This is a genomic window from Bradyrhizobium ivorense (assembly GCF_900696085.1).
Lineage (GTDB): Bacteria > Pseudomonadota > Alphaproteobacteria > Rhizobiales > Xanthobacteraceae > Bradyrhizobium > Bradyrhizobium ivorense.
The window spans coordinates 50,533-77,112 of the sequence record NZ_CAADFC020000032.1 but is presented as its reverse complement, the minus strand read 5'-3'; the positions used below and the strand labels follow the sequence as shown (position 1 = coordinate 77,112).

Annotated in this window: 21 protein-coding genes; 9 read left to right on the top strand and 12 right to left on the bottom strand. The window is 66.3% G+C overall.

Annotation, left to right across the window (positions count from 1 at the left end):
• Nucleotides 1-75: 75 nt before the first annotated feature.
• On the bottom strand, nucleotides 76-1,623 hold the full coding sequence (locus CI41S_RS37755; RefSeq protein ID WP_139864109.1) for a hypothetical protein: 1,548 nt from the start codon (nucleotides 1,621-1,623) through the stop codon (nucleotides 76-78).
• A gap of 92 nt (nucleotides 1,624-1,715) precedes the next feature.
• Nucleotides 1,716-2,756 carry a hypothetical protein gene (locus tag CI41S_RS37750; RefSeq protein WP_347339291.1) on the bottom strand — a complete coding sequence of 347 codons (1,041 nt, stop codon included), beginning with the start codon at nucleotides 2,754-2,756 and terminating at the stop codon, nucleotides 1,716-1,718.
• Between the two features lie 212 nt (nucleotides 2,757-2,968).
• Between CI41S_RS37750 and CI41S_RS37745 the strand changes: the two genes are divergently transcribed.
• From CI41S_RS37745 to CI41S_RS37730, 4 genes are all read left to right on the top strand, one after another.
• Nucleotides 2,969-3,343 carry a Crp/Fnr family transcriptional regulator gene (locus CI41S_RS37745; RefSeq protein WP_139864107.1) on the top strand — a complete coding sequence of 125 codons (375 nt, stop codon included), beginning with the start codon at nucleotides 2,969-2,971 and terminating at the stop codon, nucleotides 3,341-3,343.
• Nucleotides 3,340-4,149 carry an MBL fold metallo-hydrolase gene (locus tag CI41S_RS37740; protein ID WP_139864106.1) on the top strand — a complete coding sequence of 270 codons (810 nt, stop codon included), beginning with the start codon at nucleotides 3,340-3,342 and terminating at the stop codon, nucleotides 4,147-4,149. The genes CI41S_RS37745 and CI41S_RS37740 overlap by 4 nt, the downstream gene beginning before the upstream one ends.
• Nucleotides 4,150-4,341: 192 nt before the next feature.
• Nucleotides 4,342-4,956: a glutathione S-transferase family protein gene (locus tag CI41S_RS37735; protein ID WP_139864105.1), complete on the top strand. Its 615-nt coding sequence runs from the start codon at nucleotides 4,342-4,344 to the stop codon at nucleotides 4,954-4,956.
• Nucleotides 4,957-5,003: 47 nt separating this feature from the next.
• The gene (locus tag CI41S_RS37730) at nucleotides 5,004-6,383 is read left to right on the top strand and encodes an MFS transporter (RefSeq protein WP_244626816.1); all 1,380 of its coding nucleotides are present in this window, start codon (nucleotides 5,004-5,006) and stop codon (nucleotides 6,381-6,383) included.
• A gap of 156 nt (nucleotides 6,384-6,539) precedes the next feature.
• On the opposite strand, the gene CI41S_RS37725 is transcribed toward CI41S_RS37730, so the two are convergent.
• The 3 genes from CI41S_RS37725 to CI41S_RS37715 are packed head-to-tail and all read right to left on the bottom strand — an operon-like array spanning nucleotide 6,540 to nucleotide 8,566.
• Nucleotides 6,540-7,037 carry a TPM domain-containing protein gene (locus tag CI41S_RS37725; protein ID WP_139864104.1) on the bottom strand — a complete coding sequence of 166 codons (498 nt, stop codon included), beginning with the start codon at nucleotides 7,035-7,037 and terminating at the stop codon, nucleotides 6,540-6,542.
• A 4-nt stretch (nucleotides 7,038-7,041) separates the two neighbouring features.
• On the bottom strand, nucleotides 7,042-7,935 hold the full coding sequence (locus tag CI41S_RS37720; protein ID WP_139864103.1) for a TPM domain-containing protein: 894 nt from the start codon (nucleotides 7,933-7,935) through the stop codon (nucleotides 7,042-7,044).
• Between the two features lie 22 nt (nucleotides 7,936-7,957).
• Nucleotides 7,958-8,566, bottom strand: a complete 609-nt coding sequence (locus CI41S_RS37715; RefSeq protein WP_139864102.1) for a LemA family protein — start codon at nucleotides 8,564-8,566, stop codon at nucleotides 7,958-7,960.
• Between the two features lie 224 nt (nucleotides 8,567-8,790).
• Between CI41S_RS37715 and CI41S_RS37710 the strand changes: the two genes are divergently transcribed.
• Genes CI41S_RS37710 through CI41S_RS37700 form a run of 3 tightly spaced genes read left to right on the top strand, consistent with a single transcriptional unit; the run spans nucleotide 8,791 to nucleotide 12,006 of the window.
• Nucleotides 8,791-9,645: an enoyl-CoA hydratase gene (locus CI41S_RS37710; protein WP_139864101.1), complete on the top strand. Its 855-nt coding sequence runs from the start codon at nucleotides 8,791-8,793 to the stop codon at nucleotides 9,643-9,645.
• A 5-nt stretch (nucleotides 9,646-9,650) separates the two neighbouring features.
• On the top strand, nucleotides 9,651-10,796 hold the full coding sequence (locus CI41S_RS37705) for an acyl-CoA dehydrogenase family protein (RefSeq protein WP_139864100.1): 1,146 nt from the start codon (nucleotides 9,651-9,653) through the stop codon (nucleotides 10,794-10,796).
• Between the two features lie 13 nt (nucleotides 10,797-10,809).
• Nucleotides 10,810-12,006: an acyl-CoA dehydrogenase family protein gene (locus CI41S_RS37700; RefSeq protein WP_139864099.1), complete on the top strand. Its 1,197-nt coding sequence runs from the start codon at nucleotides 10,810-10,812 to the stop codon at nucleotides 12,004-12,006.
• 191 nt (nucleotides 12,007-12,197) lie between these two features.
• On the opposite strand, the gene CI41S_RS37695 is transcribed toward CI41S_RS37700, so the two are convergent.
• The 7 genes from CI41S_RS37695 to CI41S_RS37665 form a co-directional block, all read right to left on the bottom strand.
• On the bottom strand, nucleotides 12,198-14,522 hold the full coding sequence (locus CI41S_RS37695) for a xanthine dehydrogenase family protein molybdopterin-binding subunit (RefSeq protein ID WP_139864098.1): 2,325 nt from the start codon (nucleotides 14,520-14,522) through the stop codon (nucleotides 12,198-12,200).
• A gap of 143 nt (nucleotides 14,523-14,665) precedes the next feature.
• On the bottom strand, nucleotides 14,666-15,754 hold the full coding sequence (locus CI41S_RS37690; RefSeq protein ID WP_139864097.1) for a S1C family serine protease: 1,089 nt from the start codon (nucleotides 15,752-15,754) through the stop codon (nucleotides 14,666-14,668).
• Between the two features lie 97 nt (nucleotides 15,755-15,851).
• On the bottom strand, nucleotides 15,852-16,727 hold the full coding sequence (locus CI41S_RS37685) for a dihydrodipicolinate synthase family protein (RefSeq protein WP_139864096.1): 876 nt from the start codon (nucleotides 16,725-16,727) through the stop codon (nucleotides 15,852-15,854).
• On the bottom strand, nucleotides 16,720-17,676 hold the full coding sequence (locus CI41S_RS37680) for an NAD-dependent epimerase/dehydratase family protein (protein ID WP_139864095.1): 957 nt from the start codon (nucleotides 17,674-17,676) through the stop codon (nucleotides 16,720-16,722). The genes CI41S_RS37685 and CI41S_RS37680 overlap by 8 nt, the downstream gene beginning before the upstream one ends.
• A gap of 22 nt (nucleotides 17,677-17,698) precedes the next feature.
• Complete coding sequence (gene pgm, locus CI41S_RS37675; protein ID WP_139864094.1) at nucleotides 17,699-19,339, bottom strand: phosphoglucomutase (alpha-D-glucose-1,6-bisphosphate-dependent); 1,641 nt, start codon at nucleotides 19,337-19,339, stop codon at nucleotides 17,699-17,701.
• Between the two features lie 112 nt (nucleotides 19,340-19,451).
• Nucleotides 19,452-21,104 (bottom strand): acetolactate synthase large subunit, encoded by a 1,653-nt coding sequence (locus CI41S_RS37670; RefSeq protein WP_139864093.1) that lies wholly within the window; start codon nucleotides 21,102-21,104, stop codon nucleotides 19,452-19,454.
• An 81-nt stretch (nucleotides 21,105-21,185) separates the two neighbouring features.
• Entirely contained in the window at nucleotides 21,186-23,858 is a 2,673-nt protein-coding gene (locus CI41S_RS37665; RefSeq protein ID WP_139864092.1) for a M1 family metallopeptidase, read from the bottom strand.
• A gap of 208 nt (nucleotides 23,859-24,066) precedes the next feature.
• Here CI41S_RS37665 and CI41S_RS37660 point away from each other — a divergent pair, with 208 nt between their 5' ends.
• Together CI41S_RS37660 and CI41S_RS37655 are read left to right on the top strand one after the other, a co-directional pair.
• Nucleotides 24,067-25,068: a glycoside hydrolase family 16 protein gene (locus tag CI41S_RS37660; protein ID WP_139864091.1), complete on the top strand. Its 1,002-nt coding sequence runs from the start codon at nucleotides 24,067-24,069 to the stop codon at nucleotides 25,066-25,068.
• Nucleotides 25,058-26,512, top strand: coding sequence for a GH1 family beta-glucosidase (locus CI41S_RS37655; RefSeq protein WP_139864090.1), 1,455 nt, complete (start codon nucleotides 25,058-25,060; stop codon nucleotides 26,510-26,512). Before CI41S_RS37660 ends, CI41S_RS37655 begins: the two co-directional genes overlap by 11 nt.
• The last annotated feature ends 68 nt before the right edge of the window (nucleotides 26,513-26,580 follow it).

Genomic DNA, 26,580 nt, shown 5'->3' with positions numbered 1-26,580 from the left:
GGGCTCGTTCAGGTCTTGGTCGCGACCCGCAAGATAGCATCAAATAATGACGCCAGCGCGTGCCGGTTCCCGGACCTAACGCCCCTTCACGAAGCACATGCCCATCCGCGAGGTCTTGCCGGCGACCTGGCAGGCGAGGCCCTCGGCGCAGCTCCAGCTGCGAAAACTGCGGTCCGTCTCGGCCGGCTTGGCCGCCGGCAGATAGCAATGCGCGCCCCAGCCGTCGCTGTATTCGGTGCCGGCGAGCTCGGTCGAGCCGCGCAGCTGCGGGCGATTGGAGAAGCCGCGCGAAAAGTCCGGCGCCTTGCCGTCGCGGAAGCTGGAAAGGATATCGCGGCGGCGGACCTGATCGCCGAAGAAATGCGGCGAGGCCGGCACCACGGTGGAGTTCGACGGCTTGGCCGCCAACCAGTCGACGCCGGGAAAATGGAAGCCGCCGATGCCGCGGGTTTGGTGGCAGCCGGCGCAGGTGACGTCGTTGAGGCGGCGCTCGAAGCCGGCCAGCGACTGGATGTTCTGCAGCTTCGTTCCGTCGGCCGCGGCCCTCTGCAAGGCGCCGACGACGTCGCCCTCGGAGAACACCGCCTCGCCCGCCGCGCCCTCGCCTTGCACCAGCCCGAACTCGGGTTGCAACTCGCCGACATCGAAGCCGATCGGCGTCGGCGCAACCGCCCCGGTCGCAAGGAATTTCTCCGGGATCAGCAGCGTGCCGCGATCGAGCTCGGCAAAATGCTTGGGATCGAGCAGCCACGCCTTGAAGTCGCGGCGTAGACCGTCGTCCGCCAGAATGCGGTCGCGATCGATCTGGTTCTCCATCGGCGCTTCGGCAAAGCGCTTCGAAGCTCCATCGTAGTCGAACACCTTCAGCAGATAGTCGGTGCGGAAATCGCGCAGCGCGGACTTCGGCGCGTGCGCGATCTGCAGATTGGTCTCGATCCGGTCGATGTTGCGCTCACCGACCAGCGCGAGCGGGCCGTCACTGCCAAGCAGCTTTTCCGCCGTCTGCGGCGCGCTGCCTGCGGCGAGCCAGCGCCGGGCGATCTCGCGGCAGGTGAGCGAGGCCTCGTTGCCGTCGCCCTTCGCCTTCAGCACCAGGTTCAGCGTCATCGGCAGGCGCTGCGAGACCGCATTCTCTCCGATCGGCGGCACGTCGGTGCGAGTCAGGCGATAGATCAGCCGGATCTCGCCACAATCATCAGGCGCCACATAGGCGCGGTCCATGCGGTTGACGATGCCGGAAAGCACGAAGCGGACGTCCGCGGAATCAAGCACCGCGCGGTCGAACAGCTGGAAGGCAAAACCGTCGCCGACGCCGATGCTCTCGTTCGGCAGGCTGGCCTTGTGCCGTTCGACATAGCGATCGAACTCGCGGATCAGCGCCTCGCGCACCGGCAGCATCGAAGGCAGTTTGAACAGTTCGCTGTTGGAGAGCGGCATATCCGCCGGGCGCTCCGGCGCCAGCATGCGGCCGAGGCCGAAGCGGCCGTGATCGAGATCGCGCAAGGTTGCGGGATCGATGATCGCCGCGCCGCGCTCGAGCGCGCGATCCTCGCCGGCGCGCAGGGGGGCGACGCCGCAGAACAGAAGGAACAAGACGAGGAGGCGTTTCAGCACGCGGCTCATGCCCCCACTAACACCGCGCGGCAAACCCTATTCAAGAAAAAAAGGCGCTTCACATCGCAGTGAAGCGCCTTGGTATTGTCGCGATCGGGCGATCAGCGCGAGACGATCAGGCCCCTGGTGGTGACGACGACCCAGCGGCCGTCCTGCCTGCGGATCGCGTCGACGCGGCCGAGGCCGGGAACGGGATCGCCGGCATAGACCTCATAGACGCCGCCGCGTCCCTCGATCAGCGCGCTGCCATGGCCGACGTCGCGCAGCGCCCAGCCTTCGACCACCGGCAGGCGGCCGACCTCGGGCTTCGGTGCGGCCGGCGGCACGGCCGCGGCGGTCGCCTGCGGCGCCGCCACGGTGCCGGTCACCTCGCGGGCAGCGGCGGGCGTCGTCGCCGCAACGGTTGTCTGCGGCGCGGCGCGGAGCTTTTCGACGGCCTCGCTTAGCTTGGCGAGCCTGGCCATCGGCTCGGCCTGCGCCTTCTCGACCTTCTCGATGCGGTCGTTGGCCTTGCTGAACTGGGCCTGGCCGGCCTTGGCGGTCTGCTCGACGCTGGCCTTCAGCGCGGCGATTTCGGATTCGACCCGGGCGATCGAGGTATCGAGCGCTTCCTTCGCGGCAGCATCCTTGGCGGCCGTATCCTTTGCGGACGCGACCGCGGCGGTAGTGACGTGGCCGAGACCCGCGGTGGCCAATGCGCCGCCGATCGCGCCGGCCACGGTCGCCAGCGCCACCATTGCGGCCATCGCCGCGAACCGGCGGTTGCCGGCCGGCTTGGCGGCCTGCGCGGCCTCCGGCTTTGCGGCGGTCTCCTCGTGATCCCAAGCGCGCTCGCCGGGCGCCATGATCATCAGCTTGCCCGGGAAGCGCGGCTCCTCGCGGCCGCCAGTCTCGACCTTGGGCACGTCCATGTTGGCCGGATCGATGTTGGGCTCGAGCGGCGGCGGCTGGATCTTCGGCGGTTCAACCTTCGGCGTCTCGGCGCCGGCGTCGATTTTGGGAGTGTCCGCCTTCGGCGACGTCTCTTCCTGCTCGGGCGAGAGCCTGACAGGCTCGGCCGTGGCCGCGGTCACCGGCTGGCTTTTCGCCGCCATTTCGGCGCCGGCTTGACCGCTAACCGGCTCGCTCTGCTGCTCACTCACGTTCAAAGTCTCCAGATGAGGTTGACAATTCGGTAACTTTTATTGCTTGCGAAATCCTTACCCGGCCGGGTCCTTACCGAAATTTTAGGGAATTTCCGGGGCCGGATTTGGGCCGATGCTGCCCTGCGGCAATCCGCATCAGTACTGGTTTGCGCCCGGCACTTTCGAGATTAACATGCCGTCACCTACCAGCCAGAAGGCAGGGTGGTGCCATGACAATCGAGAAATGCATCAACGTCTTTGATGTCGATGACGTCATTTTTGAGGAAGGCTCAACCGGCCGCGAGCTTTTCGTCGTCCTCGACGGCAAGGTCGACATCGCCAAGATGAACGGCACAAACAAGACGGTCATCGTCACCCTCGGCAAGGGCGAATTCTTCGGCGAGATGGCGGTGATCGACGGCTCGTCGCGCTCGGCTTCCGCGATCGCCGCGGCGCCCAAGACCCGGGTGATGCGGATCAACCACGCCCGCTTCGTCTATCTCGTCAGCCAGCAGCCGGCATTCGCGCTGATGATCATGGACGCGCTGTCGAAGCGGCTGCGCGCGTCCAACACCATCACCTACCGGACGGCGGCCAACCCATGAGCGACCGCCGGCCAAGCCCGTTCAAGACCCTGTTCGACACCGACGTCGCCAGCCTGATCCAGGCTGCCGACGACGTCTACCAGATCCGCTTCAAGAACCGCGCGGCGAATGCCTATCTGGTGCGCGGCAGCAAGCGCACCATCATGATCGACGTCGGCCTGTCGACCAATTATCCGCAGCTGCTCGCCTGCCTCGGCCACATCGGGGTGACGCCCGACATGATCGACATGGTGGTGCTGAGCCACGAGCATCTCGACCATATCGGCGCCGCCTATCATTTCCACGGCCGGGCCTACATCGCCGCGCACCGGCTCGCCGCCAACAAGATCATGTTGCGCGATGATTTCTCGATGTTGCGCAAGATGTTCAACGAGCCGAACGTGCCGATCGATATCGACATCTGGCTCGAGGAAGGCAATCTGATCGACCTCGGCAATTTCCGCCTCAACGTGATGTACACGCCGGGCCACACCTCGGCCTGCATCACGCTGTTCGACCAGGACAAGGGCCTGCTGTTCGCCTCCGACACCCTGATGCCGGGCGGCGTGATGGGCGGCGTGTTCGGCTCCGGCTCGATCGCCGACTACATCCAGTCGCTGGAGCGGCTGAAGGGTCTCAACTCGAAGATCCTGCTGTCGGGCCATGGCCGGCTGTCCGATACCCCGCAGGATGACGTGCGGATCGCGCTGCAGCGCTCGCACGCCTTGCTGGAGGACACCGCGCAATTGTTCGACGCGCTGGACGCCCGCGCCAATTTCGAGCCGATCATGCAGTCGGTGCGGGACCTCAACAAGCTCGACGATTGAAGTCCGCCCTCTCCCCCGTCATTGCGAGGCGCGACAGCGACGAAGCAATCCATCCATCCGCGTATGCGGGACCATGGATTGCTTCGCTGCGCTCGCAATGACGGGGAAAGAGCTGTGCATCCCCGGATTTGACAAATCCGCGCGCGGCCTGTTCAACGGTGGCAACAACATCAAGAACAGGGAGCGAGGACCATGAAGCTTTACGACTCGATCGGCCCCAACCCGCGCATCGTGCGGATGTTCATGGCGGAGAAGGGCATCGAGATGCCCACGCAGACCGTCGATTTGCGCAAGGGCGAGAACCGCGAGGAGGCGCATCTGAAGCGCAACCCGCACGGCCAGATGCCCACCCTCGAGCTCGACTGCGGCAACTATCTCTCCGAGATCACCGCGATCTGCGAATATCTCGAGGAGAAGCAGCCCGCGCCGGCGATGATCGGCACCACGCCCGAGGAACGCGCCGAGTGCCGGATGTGGACGCGCCGCGTCGACCTCAACATCGCCGAGCCGCTCGCCAACGGCTACCGCTTCGGCGAGGCGCTGAAATTCTTCGAGAAGCGGATTCCGGTTGCGCCCGAGGCCTCGCCCGGCCTGAAGATGATCGCCGCCAACCGCATCAAATGGCTGAACGACCAGATGGCCGACGGCCGCGAATATCTCTGCGGCAAGCGCTTCACGCTCGCCGACATGCTGCTGTATTGCTGGCTCGATTTCGGCAACCAGGTCGGCCAGCCGCTGGACCAGTCCAACACCAACATTGTAGCGTGGTTCAACCGCGTCGCCGCACGGCCGTCGGTCAAGGCGTAGAACATTGCGGGGCGGAGCCAACCGCCGCCGGCTGGGAAGGACAAATCATGCAAACCGAAGCCGTGAAAGCGGACGCCAGGCAAGCTGAAGCCATAGCGGAGATGCGCCGCCGCGTCGTGATCTCCTCGACCATCGGCAACGCGCTGGAGTGGTTCGACTTCACGGTGTTCGGCCTGTTCGCGGGCATTTTGAGCAAGCTGTTCTTTCCGGCCGACAATCCGAGCTCCTCGCTGCTGCTGACCTTCGCCACCTTCGGCATCGCCTTTGCGGCCCGCCCGCTCGGCGGCCTGGTGTTCGGCCTCTACGCCGACAAGCACGGCCGCAAGAAGGCGCTGGTGGTGATGATCACGCTGATGGCGATCGGCACCGGCCTGCTCGGCTTCCTGCCGACCTTTGGCGCGATCGGCATCGCGGCGCCGCTGCTGCTGTTGCTGGCGCGGCTGATCCAGGGCTTTTCCGCCGGCGGCGAGTTCGGCAGCGCCAGCGCCATGCTGATCGAATTCGCCTCACCCGGCCGGCGCGGCTTCTACGGCTCGTTCCAGATGGTGTCGCAATCGCTGGCGTTCGGACTTGGCGCGGCGATGGCGATCGGGCTCAATCTCGGCCTGTCGCCCGACGCCTTCGCGAGCTGGGGCTGGCGGGTGCCGTTCATCCTCGGCATCCTGATCGGGCCGACCGGATGGTATCTGCGCCAGCGCTGCGACGAATCTCCGGAATTCCAGGCCTATCTCGCCGAGAAGGCCGCGACCGCGCAGCCGAAGCGGCAGACCACGCTCGGCCAGCTGTTCTCCGAGCATCCGCGCGAATTGATCGCCTCGTTCTGCCTGATCGCGGCCGGCACCGCGATCAACTACGTCAATGCGATCTTCCTGCCGGCCTATGCGGTCGCCGAATTGAAACTGCCGCTGCTCAATGCGCAGCTGGGGCTGCTGGTGTTCAGCCTCGCCAACGCGGCGATTGCGATCGCCGCCGGCGCCCTCTCCGACCGGATCGGCCGCCGCGCGGTCCTGATGCCGGCGATGATCATCTACGCCGTGCTGTTCTATCTGCTGTTGCAGCGGCTCGTCGCCGAGCCGACCACCACGAACCTCTGGCAGCTGCAGGCCGCAGCCGTGTTCCTCGGCGCATTGGCCGGCCCGGGGCCGGCGTTCATGACCGAGATCTTCCCGGTCGGCGTGCGCTCGACCGGAGCATCGCTGATGTACAATCTGGCCGTGATGCTGTTCGGCGGGCTTGCGCCCTTCATCAACACCTGGCTGGTGCAGGCGACCGGCGACAAGGCGGCGCCGGTCTACTACATCTTCCTCGCCGCCGCGATCGGCCTCGCCGGGCTATCGATCTACCGGGCGCGGCCGCAGACTGACGCCGCGCCGGCGGGGCTATCGCCGCTGCCGCTCGCGACCGACAAGACGGCAGCGAGAAGCTAGAGAACTTCCCGGCGCAGGTGCGCGCTGCCAATATCTCGAAAAACAACCCCATGCAAAGTAGCCGGCGGCTGCGGGCGTTCGATAAGACCACTTGACACGTCGGGCAAGTCAGGGGTAATCTTCCAATATTCCGAAATTGTGCCGACGCCCCGTAGCCTAGATCACCACCGGCTTGTCGGGCAGCTCGTTCGGGCCGTCCGTGGTGTGCGGAAAATGCTTGGCCAGTTCCCGCGACACCGCCTCGACACCCTTGATCACCCCCTGCTCGAACCGGCCGGCCCGAAACTCCGCCTCCATCGCCTGGCAGATCGCCTCCCAGCCGGCGTGGCCGACCTTGGCGTCGATGCCGCGGTCGGCGACGATCTCGACGTCGCGGTCGGCGAGCAGGAGATAGATCAGGACGCCATTGTTGTGATGGGTGTCCCAGATCCGTAAGTGCGAGAACACGTCGAGCGCGCGCTCGCGCGCCGGCTGGTTGCGGAACAGCGGCGTACCGTCGAGCGCGCCTTCGACCACGAAGCGGATCTGGCCGGCATGGGTGGCCTCGCCCGCCTTGATCGCCTGCTCGATGGCCGCCAGCACGCGCGGCGGAAAATCGCGCCGCACCTTCCAGCGGTGTTCGATGAGATGTCTGGCGATGCGCTTGATGCTCATGTGCCTACCAGCTCCCCGAGGCGCCGCCGCCGCCAAAACTGCCGCCTCCGCCGCTGAAACCGCCGCTGTCGCTCGAGCCCGAACTCGAGCCGCCGCTCCAGCCACCGCCCGACCAGCCTCCGGGAGAACCGCGCCGGTACGGGCCCGAGCCGACCACCGGGCCGCCGAAATTCAGACCACCGAAAATCAAGGCCGCGACGAAGCCGAACAGGCCGACCACGACGGCGGTGGCGAGCGAGCCGACCGCGATCCAGGCGAACACGCCGGCGACGCCGCCGGTTGCGACCGAGCCGAGCAGCCGCCCGAGCAGCCCGCGCAGGAAACCCGCGATGATGATCACGGCAAAGATCGCAACCGGATTGGCGAGGTCGACGAGATCAGGCGCCTGCCAGTGCTCGGGCTCTGGCGCCGGCAGCTTCTCGCCGTTGATCAGGCCGATCATCCGGTCGACGCCGGCGGAGATGCCACCGGCGAAATCGCCGGCCTTGAATTTCGGCGTGATGTATTCGTCGATGATGCGGTGGGTGACGACGTCGCTCAGCACGCCTTCGAGGCCGTAGCCGACCTCGATGCGCAGATGGCGATCGTTTTTGGCGACGACCAGCAGCGCGCCGTCGTCGATCTTCTTGCGCCCGATCTTCCAGGCTTCGGCGACGCGGAGCGAGAACTGCTCGATGGTCTCCTCGCCCGTGGTCGGCACGACCAGCACCGCGATCTGGCTGCCCTTGCGGCTCTCCAGGTCCTTCAGGCGGTCGGTGAGCGCGGCGACATCGCCCGACGACAGCGTGCCGGTCTGATCGACGACGCGGCCGGTGAGCTGCGGCACCGCGACCTCGGCCAGCGCCGGGCCCACAAAGCCCAGCAGCAGCGCGAGCAGGATGACGCGTGCGGCAGCCATCACGGCAGCTTCGCGGCCGCCACTATTTCGCCGGCGCCGGCGTCGGACTGAAATCGACCTTCGGCGCGGTGGAAATCTCCTTCTCGTTGTCGACGGAGAAGTTGGGCTTGTCCTTGTAGCCGAACAGCATCGCCGTCAGATTGTTCGGGAAGGTGCGGATGCCGACGTTATAGTCCTGCACCGACTTAATGTAGCGGTTGCGCGCCACGGTGATGCGGTTCTCGGTGCCTTCGAGCTGCGCCATCAGGTCGCGGAACAGCGCGTCGGATTTGAGCTGCGGATAGTTTTCGGTCACCACCAATAGCCGCGACAGCGCGCTGGAGAGCTCGCCCTGCGCCTGGGTGAACTTCTGAAATGCGGCCGGGTCGTTGAGCACCTCGGGCGTCGCCTGGATGCTGCCGACCTTGGCGCGCGCGTTGGTCACGCCGAGCAGCACGTCCTTCTCCTGCTGCGCAAAACCCTTCACCGAGTTGACCAGGTTCGGCACCAGGTCGGCGCGGCGCTGGTACTGGTTCACCACCTCCGACCAGCTCGACTTGACCTGTTCGTCATTGGTCTGGATCGCGTTGTATCCGCAGTTGGTCAGGCTCAACGTCGCCAGCGCTGCCAGCACGGTCCAAATCTTGCGCATGAATGTCCTCCCGGTGGAATTCCACGCCACGGTAGCAGATTCTAGATGGCACCGTCATTCCGGGGCGATGCCTTAGCATCGAACCCGGAATCTCGAGATTCCGGGTCTGGTGCTGGCGCACCATCCCGGAATGACTGCAATCAATTGACGCTTGCCTACCCGTCGGTTCGCCGTTCATCATGCCGAGAAAATCGATCCAATAAAAATCGATCCTGGGAGGATCCATGGCGTCGGAACAATTCGAGACGATTGTCGTCGAGCGGCCGGAGAACGCGATCACGCGGATCGTGATGAACCGCCCGGAGGCGCGCAACGCCCAGAACCTGCAGATGACCTACGACCTCAACGCCGCCTTCGACCAGGCGGTGCAGGACGATGCGGTCAAGGTCATCATTCTCGCCGGCAACGGCCCGCATTTCTCGGCCGGTCACGATTTGCGGCCGACCGGCAAGAACCAGGTGGGCGTGGATTTCCCGCCGGTCGGAAATTGGGGCGGCTTCGCTGAACCCAATGCGCATGGCCGCTTCGCGCGCGAGCAGGAAATCTATCTGCAGATCACGCGGCGCTGGCGCAATCTGGCAAAACCTACGATCGCGGAGGTGCACGGCAAATGCATCGCCGGCGGGCTGATGCTGGCCTGGGCCTGCGACCTGATCGTCGCCAGCAGCGATGCCGAGTTCTGCGATCCCGTCGTGACGATGGGCGTCTGCGGTGTCGAGTGGTTCGTGCATCCCTGGGAGCTCGGCGCGCGCAAGGCCAAGGAGATGCTGTTCACCGCCGACGTCTGGAACGCCGACGAAGCGCACCGCCTCGGCATGGTCAATCACGTGGTGCCGCGCGGTGACTTGTCTGCGTTCACGCTGGCGCTGGCGCGCCGCATCGCGGCCAAGCCGGCCTTTGCGTTGAAGCTGAGCAAGGAGGCGGTGAACCGCTCGATCGACATCATGGGGCAGCCCGCCGCGATCGATCAGGCCTTCGCCCTGCATCAGCTCTGCCACGCCCACAATCTGCAGGAGTTCGGCATGGTGGTGGATCCCGCCGGCCTGCATCCCTCCGTCAAGAAAACCAACGTGAAGTAGGACAGATGGACCTCACTCTCAGCGACGAGCAGCGCCTGCTGCGCGAAAGTGCCGACCGCTTCGTGGCGGAAACCTTTACCGCCGACCATCGCAAGAAAACGGCGAACGATCCGCTCGGCTTCTCGCCCGCGGTCTGGAAGCAGTTCGCAGCGCTCGGCTGGCTGGCGCTGCCGATCGGCGAAGCCGAAGGCGGGCTCGGCGGCGGCGCGATCGAGATCGGGATTCTGATGGAAGCGTTCGGGCGCGGACTGGTGTCCGACCCGTTCCTCTCCACGGTCGTGCTCGGCGCCGGCTTGATCGGCGCATGCGGGACGGAGGCGCAGAAGCAGGCGATCCTGCCTGATGTTGCGGAGGGCGCGCTCTATCTCGCCTTCGCGCATTCCGAGCGCGCCGCGCGGTTCGATCTTGCGCATGTCGACACGACGGCGGCCAAGACCGCCGACGGCTGGCGTTTGAACGGCCACAAGATCGCGGTGCTCGACGGCGCCGCCGCCAACCAGATCATCGTCTCCGCCCGCATCGCCAACGCCAATGGTGCATCGGGCAAGCTTGGCCTGTTCCTGGTGCCGGCCGGCACGCCCGGCCTCGCCCTGCGCGATTACGCGCGGCTCGGCGGCGGGCGCGGCTGCAATCTCGATCTGAACGACGTGACGCTTCCCACCGACGCGTTGCTCGGCGACGGCAGCGATGCGCTGCCTGCGATCGAGGCCGTGGTCGACCGCGCGATGGCCGCGCTCGGCGCCGAGGCTGTCGGCATCATGCAGACGCTGCTCGACACCACGCTCGAATACACCAAGATCAGAAAACAGTTCGGCCGGCCGCTGTCGGCCAACCAGGTGATCCGCCACCGCCTCGCCGACATGGCGATGCAGGTCGACGAGGCGCGTTCGATGGCGCTGCGCGCGGCGCTGATGGCCGACGCCGAACCCGTGGCGCGCGGCCGCGCGGCGTCCGGCGCCAAGGCAAAGATCGGCAAATGCGCCCGCTTCGTCGCCGAGCAATCGGTGCAGCTGCACGGCGCCATGGGCGTCACCGAGGAGCTCGACATCGGCGCCTATTTCAAGCGCCTGCTCGCCTTCGACACGCTGTTCGGCGGCAGCGCCCATCATTATCGCCGCCACGCCGCGCTCAGCGGCCGCGCCCACGCATAACGGAGAGCGCACAATGGATCTCACCTTCAGTGCCGAGGAACGCGCCTTCGAGCAGGAAGTCCGCGACTTCATCGCCGAAAGCCTAACGCCGGAGATGAAGCGCGCCACCGCGCTGACGCCGTCGGTGTTCTCCGACCCCGACATCGGCATGGCCTGGCAGCGCGCGCTGCACAAGAAGGGCTGGGGCGCGCCGGGCTGGCCGGTGGAGCATGGCGGCCCGGACTGGACGCCGGCGCAGCGCTGGATCTTCGAGGCCGAATGCGCCCGCGCCGGCGTGCCCAATGTCAACGTGATGGGCGTGAAGATGGTCGGCCCCGTCATCATCGGCTTCGGCTCGCCGGAGCAGAAGAATTTCTATCTGCCGAAGATTCTCTCCGGCGAGGATTATTGGTGCCAGGGCTATTCCGAGCCGGGCTCGGGCTCCGACCTCGCCTCGCTGAAGACCCGCGCGGTGCGTGACGGTGACGACTACGTCATCAACGGCACCAAGATCTGGACCACGCATGCGCACCACGCCAACCGGATGTTTGCACTGGTGCGCACCAATGACGGCGAGCGGCAGCAGGACGGCATCAGCTTCATCCTGATCGACATGAAGACGCCGGGCATCACGACGCGGCCGATCCTGACCATCGGCGGCGATCACGAGGTCAACCAGGTGTTCTTCGACGACGTCCGCGTGCCCGTCGCCAACCGCGTCGGCGAGGAAGGCAAGGGCTGGACCTACGGCAAATACCTGCTGGAATTCGAGCGCGGCTCCGGCATCGCGTCGGCCAAGCTGCGCGAGGCGCTGAAGACGCTTTGCGATCTCGCAGAGTCCGATGTCACCGGCCGCGCCATCGAGGATCCCGACATCGCGCTGCGGATGTCGGAGGTCGAGGTCGACATCGATGCCCTGGAAATGACCGAACTGCGCGTGCTGTCGGCGCTGCAGACCGGGCAGAATCCGGGCGCGGTGTCGTCGCTCATAAAGCTCCGGGTCAGCGAGATCCGCCAGGCGGTGACGCGGCTCGGCGTCGACGTGATCGGCCAGGACGGCCTCGCCGTCGAGCCGGCGCGGCCGTTCTACAGGCTGAACCACGAGCCGGCGATTCCGGAGGAGCTGCTGCCGGTGGTGCCGGAATATCTCAACGGGCGGGCCTACACGATCTTCGGCGGATCGTCGGAGATCCAGCGCGACATCATCGCGAAGATGGTGCTGGGGCTGTAGCACTCGCCTAACTCGGCTCCAGTCACCCTCCCCTGGAGGGGCAGAGTCGACGCGACTGAAAGGAGCGGCGGGGTGGGGTGAAATCCCTCCCCGCAAACACTTCCCGAGTTGAGAGATCACCCCACCCCGTCACGCATCTGACGATGCATGACGACCCTCCCCCTCCAGGGGAGGGTGAAGGCACGGTGCGTCTAGGCCTGCGCCTTGGCGTCGCGGATCGCCTGCCAGATCTTCACCGGGGTCAGTGGCGTGTTGAGCTGCTTGATACCGAGCTCGCTCAGCGCGTCCATCACGCCGTTGGTGATGCAGGGCGGGCCACCGATCGCGCCGGACTCGCCGCAACCCTTGGAGCCCAGCGGGTTGGTCTTGCACGGCGCCGAGCCGTCGAGCGTGACGACGAGCGGCGGGATATCGCCGGCCCGCGGCACGCAGTAATCCTGGTAGCTCGCGGTGAGCAGCTGGCCTTCCTCGCTGTAGGCGACGCCCTCGTAGAGCGCCTGGCCGATGCCCTGCGCGACGCCGCCATGGATCTGGCCGGTCACCAGCATCGGATTGACCGCAACCCCGACGTCGTCGACCGTGGTGTAACGCACCACGCGGGTGACGCCGGTCTCCGGATCGATCTCGACCTCGCAGATATGGGTGCCGTTCGGCCAGCTCGGCCCGTCGACCTCGCCCTGGCTCTCGACCGAGAGCTTTGCGCCGGCCTCCTTCTTGGCGATCTCGAACAGGCTGATGCGCCGGTCGGTGCCGACCACGGTGAGGAAGCCGTCGCGATACTCGATGTCCTCGACGCCGGCCTCCAGAATGTTGGCAGCCTTCTCGCGCGCCTTGTTGATCATGTCGTTGGCGGAGACCGCAACCGCGGTGCCGCCGACGAACAGCGAGCGCGAGCCGACGCTGCCGAAGCCGGTGGCAAGATCGGTGTCGCCCTGCACCACGTCGATCTTGTCGAGGGGGATGCCGAGCGAGTCCGAGACCATCTGGCTGTAGGTGGTCTGCAGCCCCTGCCCCATCGCCATGGTGCCGGAATGCAGGATGACGCGGCCTTCGGCGGTCGCGTGCAGCGAGACGTTTTCGGTGTGGGCGCGGCCGCCGGTCCATTCGATGTAGCTGGTCAGGCCGCGGCCGTAGAGCAGGCCCTTCTTCTTCGCCGCCTTCTTGCGCGCGGCAAAGCCGTCCCAGTCGGCGAGCTCGGAGGCGCGCTGCAGCATGTGGGCGAAGGCGCCGGAGTCATAGACCTGCCCGACCGCGTTGGTGTAGGGCAGCTGCGCCGGCTTGATGTAGTTCGCCTTGCGGATGGCGCGCGGGTCCATGCCGATCTGGCGCGCCGCGGCGTCGAACAGCCGCTCGACGATGAACACCGCCTCGGGCCTGCCGGCGCCGCGATAGGCGCCGACCGGCGCGGTGTGGGTCATCACCGACTTCACCTCGAAATGCACCAGCGACAGGTCGTAGACGCCGGTCTGCACGAACGGGCCGAGCACCAGCGGGATGATGTTGCCGGTGCCGGACGAATAGGCGCCGGTGCCGCCGATCGAGCGCACCCGGTAGGCCAGCACGCGGCCCTTGGCGTCGAGCGCGAACTCGCCGGTCGAGGTGAGGTCGCGGCCATGGGTGCCGCCGACGAACTCATCGGTGCGGTCGCCGCGCCAGCGGATTTTTCGGTTCAGCTTGGTCGCGGCATAGGCGACGACACCGTCCTCGGGATAGAGGCTGGTCTTCTGGCCAAAACCGCCGCCGATATCGCCGACCAGCACGCGCACGCTGTCCTTCGGCCGCTTCAGGATCGATTCTGCGAGCAGGTCGCGGGTCGAGCCCGGCGTCTGCGACTGCACGTGCAGCAGCAGACGGCCGGTCTTCTTCTCGATCTCGGCAATGGTCGAGCGCGGCTCCATCGCCGACGGCACCAGGCGCTGGCTGACCAGATCGAGCGACACCTTGTGCGCGGCGCTGGCAAAGGCTTCCTCGACCTTGGCGGCATCGCCATAGCTCATCGCTGCGACGATGTTGTCCGGCGCCTCCGGCCACACCAAAGGCGCGCCCGGCTTGATCGCCTCGACCGGATCGACCACCGAAGGCAGCACTTCGTAATCGACCTCGATCGCCTCGGCTGCGGTCTGCGCCAGCACGCGCGAGGTCGCGACCACCGCCGCGACGCCCTCGCCGGCAAACCGCACCACTTCATGCGCCAGCAGGCGTCGCGGCGGCACGCTCATCGGCGAGCCGTCCGGCCGCTTGAAGATCGCCAGCGTCGGCAGCGTGCCGATGTCGTCCTTGACGAGGTCGGCGCCGGTATAGACCGCCTCGACGCCGGGCATCTCCAGCGCCGCTTTGGTGTCGATCGACTTGATGTTGGCATGGGCATGCGGCGAGCGCAGCACGTGCAGCCAGAGCGCGCCGTCCTCCGGCTTGTCGTCGATGAAATGCCCCTTCCCGGTGAGCAGCCGCTGGTCTTCCAAACGCTTGACCGGCTGGCCCGCACCAAAACGTAGATTGCCGGGAAGAATGTTCATCGAGTGATCCTTAGCTTGCAAGAATTTGGCGGGGGTTTTAACCGATTTTGGCCGGCTGACAACCGAGCGCGCGTCAGGGCAGATGCCTGCTTTGGCGACGCGTGAGTGCATGGATTTGCGCCATCGGCCAGCCAGGGAGAATATTATTGCGCGCGGCCGATATCGACGACGGCGACCTCGACATCACGTGTCGACCCGTCGCGCTTCACGCTGAGACGCACCTTCTTGCCGACCCCGACCTGCTCGATCGCATCGGTCAGGTCGGAAAGCCGGTGAACCGGCTTGCCGTCGGCTGCGGTGATCACGTCGCCGAGCTCGCCGGTGGAGAGATCGACGCCGCGCAGCCCGGCGCGCTCGGCCGGCGAGCTTGGCGCCGTGCGCACCACGATCAATCCCTCGGCGCCGAGCCGCGTGGCGACCGTCTCGTTCGCGGTGACGACGCCGATGCCGGGCGTCGGCACCCGGCCGTCGCGGATCAGTTCGGGGACGATGCGGTTGACGACGTCAACCGGGATCGCAAAGCCGATGCCGGCGTTGGAGCCCGACGGCGACAGAATCGCCGTGGTGACGCCGATCAGACGGCCGGCGGAATCCAGCAGCGGGCCGCCCGAATTGCCCGGATTGATCGCAGTGTCGGTCTGGATCACGTTGGAGATTTCGCGGCCGCTGGAGGTCGGCAGCCTGCGCTTCAGCGCGCTGATGATGCCGCTGGACATCGATTGATCGAGCCCGAACGGATTGCCGATCGCAAAGGCAAACTGGCCGACCTTGAGATCCGCCGAGCTGCCGACGGCCACCGCCGGCGGCAGCTTGCGCGCGCTCCTGATCCGCAGCACCGCGAGATCGTAGTTCGGCGCGGTGCCGACGATCTCGGCGCGCACCGCTTCGCCGGAGGCAAAGCGGATCGCGACCTGGGTGGCGTTCTGCACCACGTGGTTATTGGTGACGACATGACCGTCACCATCCCAGACGATGCCGGTGCCGGACGCCGAACCGCCTTCCTGCTCCTCGCTCAGTGGATTGGCGGCGGTCTGCGTCACCACCTGCACCACCGAGGGAGAGACCTTTTCGAAGATCTCGACATTGGCCTTTTCGACATCCGACAGCACGCAGCGCGCGGTGATCGCGCGGGCGGGCGGACCCGTCCAGCCGCTCTGGCGAATGTTGCTGGCTGCGAACACCAGCAGAATGGCCGCGATAACCGACAGGACGACGGCGGTGCGCTTGTTCATGGGAGGGCTCCACGCAACAAAACGCACGGGAACAACAGAGGTTTCAGGCGCGGCCAAGGCATCGCGCCCGACATTTTGACGCGCGCAGGACGTCGCGTCAGCCGAGATCGCGCAGCGTGGCCTCCACCACCTTGCGCTGCTCGGCGGTCAGCGGCGCCTGCGGCGGCACGGGGTCGCCGACGTCATAGCCCTGGATCGCAAGCCCGGCCTTGATGCAGGCGGCGAGGTTGAAGCGGGCGAAGGCCTCGTTGATGCGCCAGAGCTTTCGCTGCAGGGACATCGCCTCGTCCCAGCGGGTGCGGCGGCAGAGGTTGTAGAGCTCGACGCTCTGCTTCGGAATGATGCAGGCCGGGCCGGCCATCCAGCCGGAGCCGCCGATCAGCATCACGGCCGCCGGAATATGCGCCGAGGCCGAGAACACCTTGAGCTGATCGTCGCAGCGATTCATGATCGACAGCAGCCGCCCGGTGTTGGTGGAGGCATCCTTGATGTAGCCGATGCGCGGATGCGCGGCGAGCCGGGCGATGACGTCGAGCGTGAGATCCGAGCGCTGGAAATTCGGATTGGTGTAGATCACCACCGGAATATCGACGGCATCGGCAATGGCGCGAAAATAGGCTTCGACCTGCGCATCAACAAGCGGGAAATACGCTTCCAGGATCGCGAGGATGCCGCCGGCGCCGCGCTTCTGGTAGGCCTTGGCCTGCGCCACCGCGTCCGCCGTCGTGGTCGCGGCGACGCCGGCGACCACCGGCACGCGGCCCTGCGCGGCCTCGATCGTGGCCTGCACAACCTGCATGCGCTGAGCGTTGTTGAGATAGGCAAATTCGCCGGTCGAGCCGAGCGGCGTCAGCCCGTGCACGCCGGCCTTGATCAGATCGTCGCAGAGCCGGCCCAGCACCTCGGTGCGGACGTGGCCGGCGGGATCGACCGGGGACACCAGATAGGGAAAGACGCCGTGGAAATCAGCCATGTGCCAGCCTCGTTGACGGCGAGACATAGTCGGGATCGTGAGCAAAGGGAAGCGGCGTACCGTTGCGCAACGCGTCGAGCACGGCGGCAAAATCGGTCGTTGCACGAAAACCGAGCAGCCGCTCAGCCTTGGTCGGATCGTAGATCCGGCCGATCGCGTGCGGCAGGCGCCAGCCGCGCCGCGCGAACAGCGCCGGCGCATCGGGGAAATAACGCGCGATGACGCCTGCGGCGTCGGATTTCAACTCCGCAACATCGCCGCGCGCAAACGGCGGCGGCGCGCTGATCACGAACACCTCGAAGCCGCGGGCTTTCTCCAGCGCCACCACATGGGCGTCGGCGGCGTCCTCGACCGTGAGGCGGCGATACAATAGCTCGGTCGCCTTCAGGTTCTCGCCGTGGATATCGTCGATCGTGTCGTCGTCCTCGGGAAAGAAGCGGCTGGTGCGCAGCACCGCGCAATTCAGCCCATGCTCGCGGCTGTACAGCCGGCACAGCCCTTCGGCTGCAAGCTTGGTGATGCCGTAGATGTTGCGCGGCTCGAGCGGCCCCGAGGTTTCGTCGAGCCAGACGGCGTGGGAGCCCTCATCGTCGCGGATCGCCTGCGAGATCATCAGCGACGTGGTCGAGGTGAAGACGAAGCGGTCATGGCCGGCGGCAGCTGCCGCCTGCAGCAGATTGAGCGTGCCGGTGACGTTGACGTCGACGAAGGCCTGCGGCGCGAACCGCGCGATGTCGGGCTTGTGCAGCGCGCCGCCATGGATCACGGCCTCGATGCCGTGGTCGGCGAAGGCGCGGTCGACGACGGCTCGCTCGGCCACCGAGCCGATGATGTCGGTCGCTTCGCCCGAGACGATGTCGAGGCCGACCACGCTGTGGCCGGCCCGGCGCAGCTTTGGTGCGAGGAAACGCCCCAGCCAGCCGGAGGAGCCCGTCAACAGCACGCGCATCGCATCAGCCCCGGCCGCGCCTTCAGAACGCTTTTGCGATCGCGGCCTTCGCGTCGCTCTGGATCTGCTTCAGATGATCCGGCCCGCGAAAGCTTTCGGCGTAGATTTTATAGACGTCCTCGGTGCCGGACGGACGCGCCGCGAACCAGCCGGAGGCGCTCTCGACCTTGATGCCGCCGAACGGCTGGTCGTTGCCCGGCGCCTTGGTCCTGACCGCGCTCACCGCATCGCCGGCAAGCGTGGCCATGTTGAGCTGATCGGGCCCGAGCGCCTTCAGCGCGTTCTTCTGCTTCGGCGTCGCCGCGACGTCGATGCGCTCATAATAGGGCACGCCGAGCTCGTCGGTCAGCTCCTTGAACAGCTCGCTCGGATCGCGGCCGGTCTTGGCAATAATCTCGGCGGCCAGCAGGCCGAGGATGAGGCCGTCCTTGTCGGTGGTCCAGGCCGTACCATCGCGCTTCAGGAACGAGGCGCCCGCGCTCTCCTCGCCGGCAAAGCCAAAACCGCCGCTGCCGAGCCCTTCGACGAACCATTTGAAGCCGACCGGAGTCTCGACCAGCTTGCGGCCGAGTTTTTTGGCGACGCGATCGATGATCGAACTCGACACGATGGTCTTGCCGATCGCTGCGCTCCCACTCCATTGCGGCCGGTGCGCGAACAGATAGGCGATCGCGGTGGCGAGGAAATGGTTCGGGTTCATCAGCCCGTTCGAGCGCGTCACGATGCCGTGGCGGTCAGCGTCGGTGTCATTGGCGAAGGCGACGTCGAAACGGTCGCGCATGCCGATCAGGCTCGCCATCGCATACGGCGACGAACAGTCCATCCGGATCTTGCCGTCCCAGTCCGCGGTCATGAAGCGGAAGGTCGGATCGACGGCAGCATTGACCACGGTGGCGTTGATGCCGTAGCGCGCGATGATCGGCTGCCAGTAATGCACCGCGGCGCCGCCGAGCGGATCGATGCCGATCCTGACGCCGGCGGATTTGATCAGCGCGAGGTCGACGGTGTTGCCGAGATCGGCGACGTAGGGCGTGATGTAATCGTGCAGATGGGTAGTCGCCGCCTTGCGCGCGCGATCATAGGGCATCCGCGCGACGCCCTTGAGGCCGGCCTCGATGTAGCGGTTGGCATTCTTCTCGACCACGCCGGTGACGTCGGTGTCGGCCGGGCCGCCATGTGGCGGATTGTATTTGTAGCCGCCGTCCTCCGGCGGATTGTGCGACGGCGTGATCACGACGCCGTCGGCAAGACCGCTGCTGCGACCCTTGTTGTAGCTCAGGATCGCATGCGAGATCACCGGCGTCGGGGTGTAGCCGCCCTCTCCGTCGATCATGATCTCGACGCCGTTGGCGGCAAACACCTCGACCGCGCTGGCCAGCGCCGGCTCGGCCAGCGCATGGGTGTCGATGCCGATGAACAGCGGCCCGGTCAGCCCGGCCTCGCGGCGATAATCGCAGATCGCCTGCGTGGTGGCGAGGATGTGATCCTCGTTGAAGGAATTTTTCAGCGACGAGCCGCGATGGCCGGAGGTGCCGAAAGCGACCCGCTGGGCGGGATCGCCGGCGTCGGGCTTGCCGGCAAAATAGGCCGTGACCAGCCGCGGCACGTTGGCGAGCGCGGCGGGATCGATGGGTTTGCCGGCGGCGGGATTTAAAGCAGTCACGTGACCTCTCAGACCTGCCCATCAGCGCAAAGTGATGCGTCAGGGTGCTAGCATGATGGCTTACACCCAATCAAGCCGACGGCATTTCGTTCCTTGCCGTCACGACAATGCGTCACGACATGTCGATCTGCTGCACTTTTTCGCGGAGCTCGTCGACCAGCACCCGTTTGTTCTCGGTGTAGTCGATGGGAACGACGACGAGATGCACGCCCCCGCCGGCGAACGCGCGTTCCAGCGTCGGGATGATCGCCTCCGTGCTCTCGATCCGCGAACCCCTGGCGCCGTAGCTCTCGGCATATCTGACGAAATCCGGATTGCCGAAGGTGAGGCCGAAATCCGGGAAATGATCGACCGCCTGCTTCCAGCGGATCATGCCGTAGGCGGAATCCTCCAGGATCAGGATCACGAGGTTGAGCTTGAGCCTGACCGCGGTCTCCAGCTCCTGCGAGTTCATCATGAAGCCGCCGTCGCCGCAGACCGCGAGCACCCGCCTGTTCGGATAGAGCATCGCCGCCATCATCGCCGACGGCAGGCCGGCGCCCATGGTCGCGAGCGCGTTGTCGAGCAGCAGCGAGTTCGCCAGCAGCGTGCGGTAATTGCGCGCGAACCAGATCTTGTACATGCCGTTGTCGAGCGCGACGATGCCGTCCTCGGGGATCACCTGCCGCACGTCGTGCACGATGCGCTGCGGTGTCGGCGGCCAGCGGCCCTCGGTGGCGCGGTCGGTGATTTTTGCCAAGATGCTCTCGCGCAGGCTGAGCAGCGCGCTGGCGTGCGGCAGTTTTCCGGCAACCCGGTCGGCGAGCAGCGAAAGACTCGGGCCGACATCGCCGATCACCTCGACTTGCGGAAAGTAGACCTGCTCGACATTGGCCGGCGTGTAGCCGACATGGATCACCTGCGGCCCCTTCGGGCCCATGATGAAGGGCGGCTTCTCGATGGTGTCGTGGCCGATCGCGATGATCAGGTCGGCGCGGTCGATCGCCTCGTGCACATAGTCGCGCTCGCTCAGCGCCGCGGTGCCCATGTAGAGGTTGGTGCCGCCCGCCACCGTGCCTTTGCCCATCTGCGTCGTGAAGAACGGAATTTTGGTCCGCCGGACGAAGTCGCCGATCCCTGCGGTGCTGCGCGGGCGCGACGCCGCCGCGCCGAGCATGATCAGGGGCCGCTGCGCCTTGAGGATCATGTCCGCGGCGCGGTCGAGCGCTGAGGCATGCGCGACCGGAATCTCGATCGGATGCGGCGGGATCACGGCCAGCGGCTCGGCCTCCTCACCCGCGATGTCCTCGGGCAGTTCGAGCAACACCGGACCGGGCCGCTCCTGCATCGCGATCCGGAAGGCGTCGCGGACCAGCGTCGGGATCGTCGCAGTGGAGACGATCTGCAGCGACAGTTTTGTCAGCGGACGAAACGTGCTGACGATGTCGACGATCTGGAACTTGGCCTGCCGGCTGCTCAGAATGCCCTTCTGTCCGGTGATCATCACCATCGGCATCGCGCCGAGCAGCGCATAGGCCGCGCCCGTGGTCAGGTTCAGCGCGCCGGGGCCGAGCGTCGTCATGCAGACGCCGGGCTTGCCGGTCAGCCGGCCATAGGTCGCCGCCATGAACGCCGCGGCCTGTTCGTGGCGGGTGACGACCAGCTCGATCGAGGAGGTGCGCAGGCTCTCGACGACGTCGAGATTCTCCTCGCCGGGGACGCCGAACACGCGCTCCACGCCCTCGTTCTTGAGGGCCTTGACCAGCAAATCGGAACCTTTGACCATGTCAGCCTCGCACATCTGATTGCATGCTGCCCGCAGCCGAGCATAGCGGCATCGCACGCCGCCGCAAACTCCCTCGCGCACTCAGGGCTTGTGGACCCTGATCCAGTCGCTGGCCGCGGTCAGCACCCGCGACACCAGACCGCCGGAGATCGCGATCGATTCCAGCGCCCGCGCCACCATCACCCGCCCGCCGCTGGTCGAGTGCGAGGGCGCAAAGGCGGCAAGCTCCGCGGCGTGCGCCGCATCGGTGAAGTTGGTCATGAAGTTGGGCACGAATCCATCGCGGAAATTCGGCCCCTGCTTCGCCAGCAGCGCCTCGAAATTTTGTCGGACGAAGTCCCAGGCGAGCTGCGGCTGCTCGCCGGTGGAGGCGACCGTGCTGATGATGCCCGGCACGATCGTCTCGGGCAGCTCGCCGGTCAGCGTCAACGCCAAGGTCGCGCGCGCCAGTTCGGGATCGCGGGCGCTGGCCGCGGCGTAATAATAGCGCAGCCGTTCGTTGGTGACCGTGCTCTTGCGCGCCAGCGCCAGCAGCCGGTCATAGGTCGCCCGGTCCGCGGTGACGCCGACCACATGGGTGACGGCGTCGCGCAACGCGGTCGGCAGCGCATTCGGATCCTCGAGGAAGGCCGCGAACCGCCGCTTCGCCTCGGCGACAACCGTGGCGTCGCCGAGATCGCCAAGCGTCGAGATCAGGCTGGCGCGCAGCAGCGCGGTGTCGTCGTCCGCCGAGCCGGCGCCGTCCCATCCGACCCGGTCGAGCACCGGGCGCAGTTTGGAGCGGGCATAGGCCTGGATCGCGGGCCGCTCGGCGCGATCGCGCGACAGCCGGTTGAGCGCGGCGAGGCTCGAAATGACCTGGTCCCATACCGCGCGATGATCGGCGGGGTCGAGCGCGTCGAGCAGCGCGAAATAGGTCGCGGGCTCGGCGCGGCCGGCCTGCACCAGCGCCCAGCTGTCGGCGACGACGTTGAGCCGGTCATTGACCTGCATTCGCGGCAACGCGCTGAGCAGCGCCCCGCGATTCTTCGGACCGTACTCGACCCTGAAATAGCCGATGTCGCCGAGATTGACCTTGATCGCATCGCCGCAGCCGCCCGCCGCCATCTCGGCACTGCCCTGCAGCAGGATCTCGTCGAACGGCCTGCCGCCGACCGGCCCGATCGCCACCGGGATCTGCCAGCTGCGCGGAGGCAGCGGCGCCGCGTCCGTGCCAAGCGGGGCGATCACGAAACGGTCCTGCCGCAGCGTCAGGCGCTGCACAGCGCCGTCGCAATCGGTCCTCGCCACGACCAGCGGCACGCCATCCTGCTCGGTGAAGGATGCAGCGACGCCCGTGATCGTCTTGCCGGCGGCGCTCTCCAGCGCGCGCCAGAGATCGGCGGTGGTCGAGTTGCCGTAGGCATGCGCGGCCATGTATTTGCGGATGCCGTCGCGAAACGCCTGCTCGCCGAGGTAGTTCTCGAGCATGCGGATCAGGGCCTGGCCCTTGGAATAGGTGATGGCGTCGAACGCCGTCACCGCCTCGCTGTGATCGGCGATCGGCTGCTGGATCGGATGCGACGTGCGGCGAGCGTCGAGGCTCATGGCGAGCTGCTTGGCGCCATAGCCGTTCAGCCAGCTCTGCCATTGCGGATAGAACTGCGCGGAGGCCTTGGTCGCCATCCAGCTGGCAAAGCCTTCGTTGAGCCAGAGATTGTCCCACCACGCCATGGTGACGAGATCGCCGAACCACATATGCGCCATCTCGTGGGCGATGATGGCGAAGATGCCACGTCGCGCCGTCTCCGCGTTGGTCGCGGGATCGAACAGCAGCCGGCTCTCGAAGAAGGTGATGCCGCCCCAATTCTCCATCGCGCCACCGAACCCGCCGGGCACCGCGATCAGGTCGAGCTTGGGCAGCGGATATTTCACGCCGAAATAGTCGTTGTACCAGGCCAGCAGCTTGACCGCGCTGTCGAGCGCAAAGCGGCCCTGCCCAGTCTTGCCTTCGGTGGTGACGACGCCGATGGTTACACCGCCGGCATCCGCCGTGACGCGCTCGAGCTCGCCGACCGTGAGCACGAACAGATAGCTCGACATTTTCGGCGTCGGCGCGAACGCGACCTTCTTGAGGTTGTCGCCGACCGGCTGCTCGCCGGTTACCGGCATGTTGCCGACCGCCAGCAGATGGCGCGGAATTACGACGGTGAGCGCAAAGCTCGCCTTGAATGCCGGCTCGTCCCAGCAGGGAAAGATCCGCCGCGCGTCCGCCGGCTCCAGCTTGCTCGAGATCAGCCGCTTGGTGCCGTCCCTGGTCGGGTAGTCGACCGAGAACAGGCCGGTGCCGAACCTGTTGATCTGCGCCGTGAAGGCGATGCGCAGCCGGTGCCGGCCGGCCGCGAGCGGCTGGGCGAAGCTCAGCGTTGCGGTCTGCGCCGCGGCATCCGTCGTCACCTCGGCGCGCTGCGCACCGTCGTCGAGCGTGACGTCGGTGAACGTGGTGCTGACTGCATTCAGCGTCAGCTGCCGGGTCGGCTGGCGCACCTCGATCTCGACGGTCTCGACACCGGGCAAGGCAAGCGACGTCATGTCCGGCGTCAGCTCGATTGCGTAGCTCACGGGAACGACGGTCTTCGGCAGCTTGCCGGGCGTATGGTCGAAGGAAAATGTCTGCTCGGCGCGCGCGCTCGCCGCCATCGCCAGCAGCAGCGCCGCCGCCGTGGCAACACGACGCAGAAGCGCTCTCTTGAGATGGCTCGCAGGCTTGTTCATGACGGGCGCTTCAACGGGATCGAGGGATACGAGACGTCATCTAGGAGACGAATGACGCAGGCGGGCAATCTAGAGAAGAAAATGTCGCGATGAAACTGACAACCGCGCGAAGGAGGCGTCGATTGCTTGTTGCCCCTCGGCACGATGAAAGGCTAGTTTGGAACGCCTCTCCGTTTGCTGCAGTCCTGACACATTTGATGACCGGCGAATGACGATACGATTTCTGGTCACGATCGGCCTTGTTGCGGCGCTGACGCCGGCCCTTGCCGCCGAGGATCCGCGCGATGCGCCGCTGGAGTTGACCCTGCCGGTGACCACCGATCCCGCAATGATCCAGTGCCGCCAGATCGGCGCGCAGGACGCGACATCGCTGTCCTTCCTGCCGATGCGCCGCACCTTCAACGACGATTTCGACCAACATCCGCTGGCGAGCGGGCGCTGGGTGCCGCATTACGCCGGCGGCGCGGCGTGGCCGGAGGCGCGCTACTGGGGCGGCGCCGGCTCCGATTTCAAGCGCAAGACCAGCGCCAATGGCGAGCAGCAGATCTATGTCGACCCGCGCTATGCCGGGCGCGGCGCCACGCCGCTCGGCCTCGACCCGTTCCAGGTTCGCGACGGCGTGCTCTCCATCGTGGCGCGCCGCACGCCGGCCGAGCTGCGCGACGTGCTGTTCGACAACGAGTACATCTCGGGCATCCTGACCACGCAAGGTTCGTTCTCGCAGAAATACGGCTACTTCGAAATCCGCGCCAGGATCCCGGTCGGCACCGGCGTCTGGCCGGCGTTCTGGATGCTCGCCGACGACGGCGGCTGGCCGCCGGAGGTCGATGTGATCGAGGGACGCGGACAGCGGCCCGGCGACCTCGTGATGACCACGCATTGGCGCATCCCCGCAACCGGCAAGATCGAACATTGCGGTTTCGATTTCGCGGTCCCTGGCGCCGACGCCGACTTCCATAATTATGGCGTGCTGTGGGAGCCGGACCGGCTGATCTATTTCATCGACCGCAAGCCGGTCTCCGATATCAAGGTGCCGATCGGTTTCGATGATCCGATGTACATGATCGTCAACCTCGCGATGGGATCGAAATTCTTTGTTGGCGTCGGCTTCGTCGATGCAGGGTCGCCGGCGAGCGTCGCGTTCGAGATCGATCGCATCTCCGCCTACCAGATCGACATGAATTTTGCGGGAGCCAGCAATGCCCAGTGATGTCTCGCGCCGGCAGTTTGCAGGCCTTGCAGGCCTCTCGGCGCTCGGCCTGTCGGCTCCCGCGCTGGCGGCGGACGGCGTGCCGGCGCCGAACGGCGCGAGCTTTCCGCCCGGCTTCGTCTGGGGCACCGCAACCTCGTCCTACCAGATCGAGGGCGCCGTCAACGAGGACGGCCGTGGCAAATCGATCTGGGACACCTTTAGCCACACGCCCGGCAAGATCGAGGACGGCACCACCGGCGACCGCGCCAACGAGCACTATCACCGCTACAAGGAGGACGTCGGCCTCATCAGGGAGCTCGGCGCCAAAGCCTATCGCTTCTCGATCGCGTGGCCGCGGGTGTTTCCCGACGGCACCGGCGCGCCGAACCCGAAGGGGCTCGACTTCTACAATCGCCTGGTCGACGAGCTGTTGGCGAACGGCATCGAGCCCTACGCCACGCTCTATCACTGGGACCTGCCGCAGACGCTGCAGGACCGCGTCGGCGGCTGGCGCTCCAGCGACACGTCGAAGGCGTTCGCCGATTACGCGGGCTATGTCGCCGAGCGGCTGACCGACCGGGTGAAGAACGTCTTCACCCTCAACGAGGTCGGACGTTTCCTGCCCTTCGGCTACGCGCTCGGCGTCGATGCACCGGGCCTGACGCTGCCGCCGGCCGAGGTCAACCAGGCGCGCCATCACGTCGCGCTGGCGCATGGCCTTGCGGTGCAGGCGATCCGCGCCAAGGGCCGCGCCGGCACCCGCGTCGGCCCCGCCGAAAACATCACCGCCTGCGTGCCCGCAATCAACACGCCGGACAACATCCGGGCCACCGAGACCGCGACCCGCGAGTTCAATTCGGGCTTCCTCGGCGTCGTGCTCGAAGGCAAGTACACCGAGGGATTTCTCGCCTATTCCGGCAAGGACGCGCCGAAATTCACCGCGGAGGAATTGAAGATCATCTCGCAGCCCAACGACTTCGTCGGGCTCAATATCTACGCGCCGCAGTGCTACATCGTCGCCACCGACAAGCACCCGGGCTGGCAGCCGCTGCCGATGCCGGCCTCGTTCCCGCACATGAGCTCGGAATGGCTGCGGATCGCGCCGGAGGTGATCTACTGGGCGCCGCGCATTGCCGCCAAGCTTTGGAACATCAAGAGCATCTATATCAGCGAGAACGGCACGTCGGGCGAGGACAAGGTGCATCCCGACGGACAGATCTACGACCTCGATCGCATCATGTTCCTGCGCAACTACCTCGCCCAGCTGCAGCGCGCCACCAGCGAAGGCGTCCCGGTGCACGGCTATTTCCTGTGGAGCCTGATGGATAATTTCGAGTGGATCTTCGGCTACGAGAAGCGCTTTGGCCTGTATCGGGTTAACTTCGAGAGCCAGGAGCGCCGACCGAAGCTGAGTGCGGCGTTCTACCGCGACGTGATCGCGCGCAACGCGATCGGGGTGTGATGCAGGCTTTTGCTCTTTGTTTGAGCATGATCTCCGCGCAAACGCTTCGCGTTTGTCGCGAGGGAAAA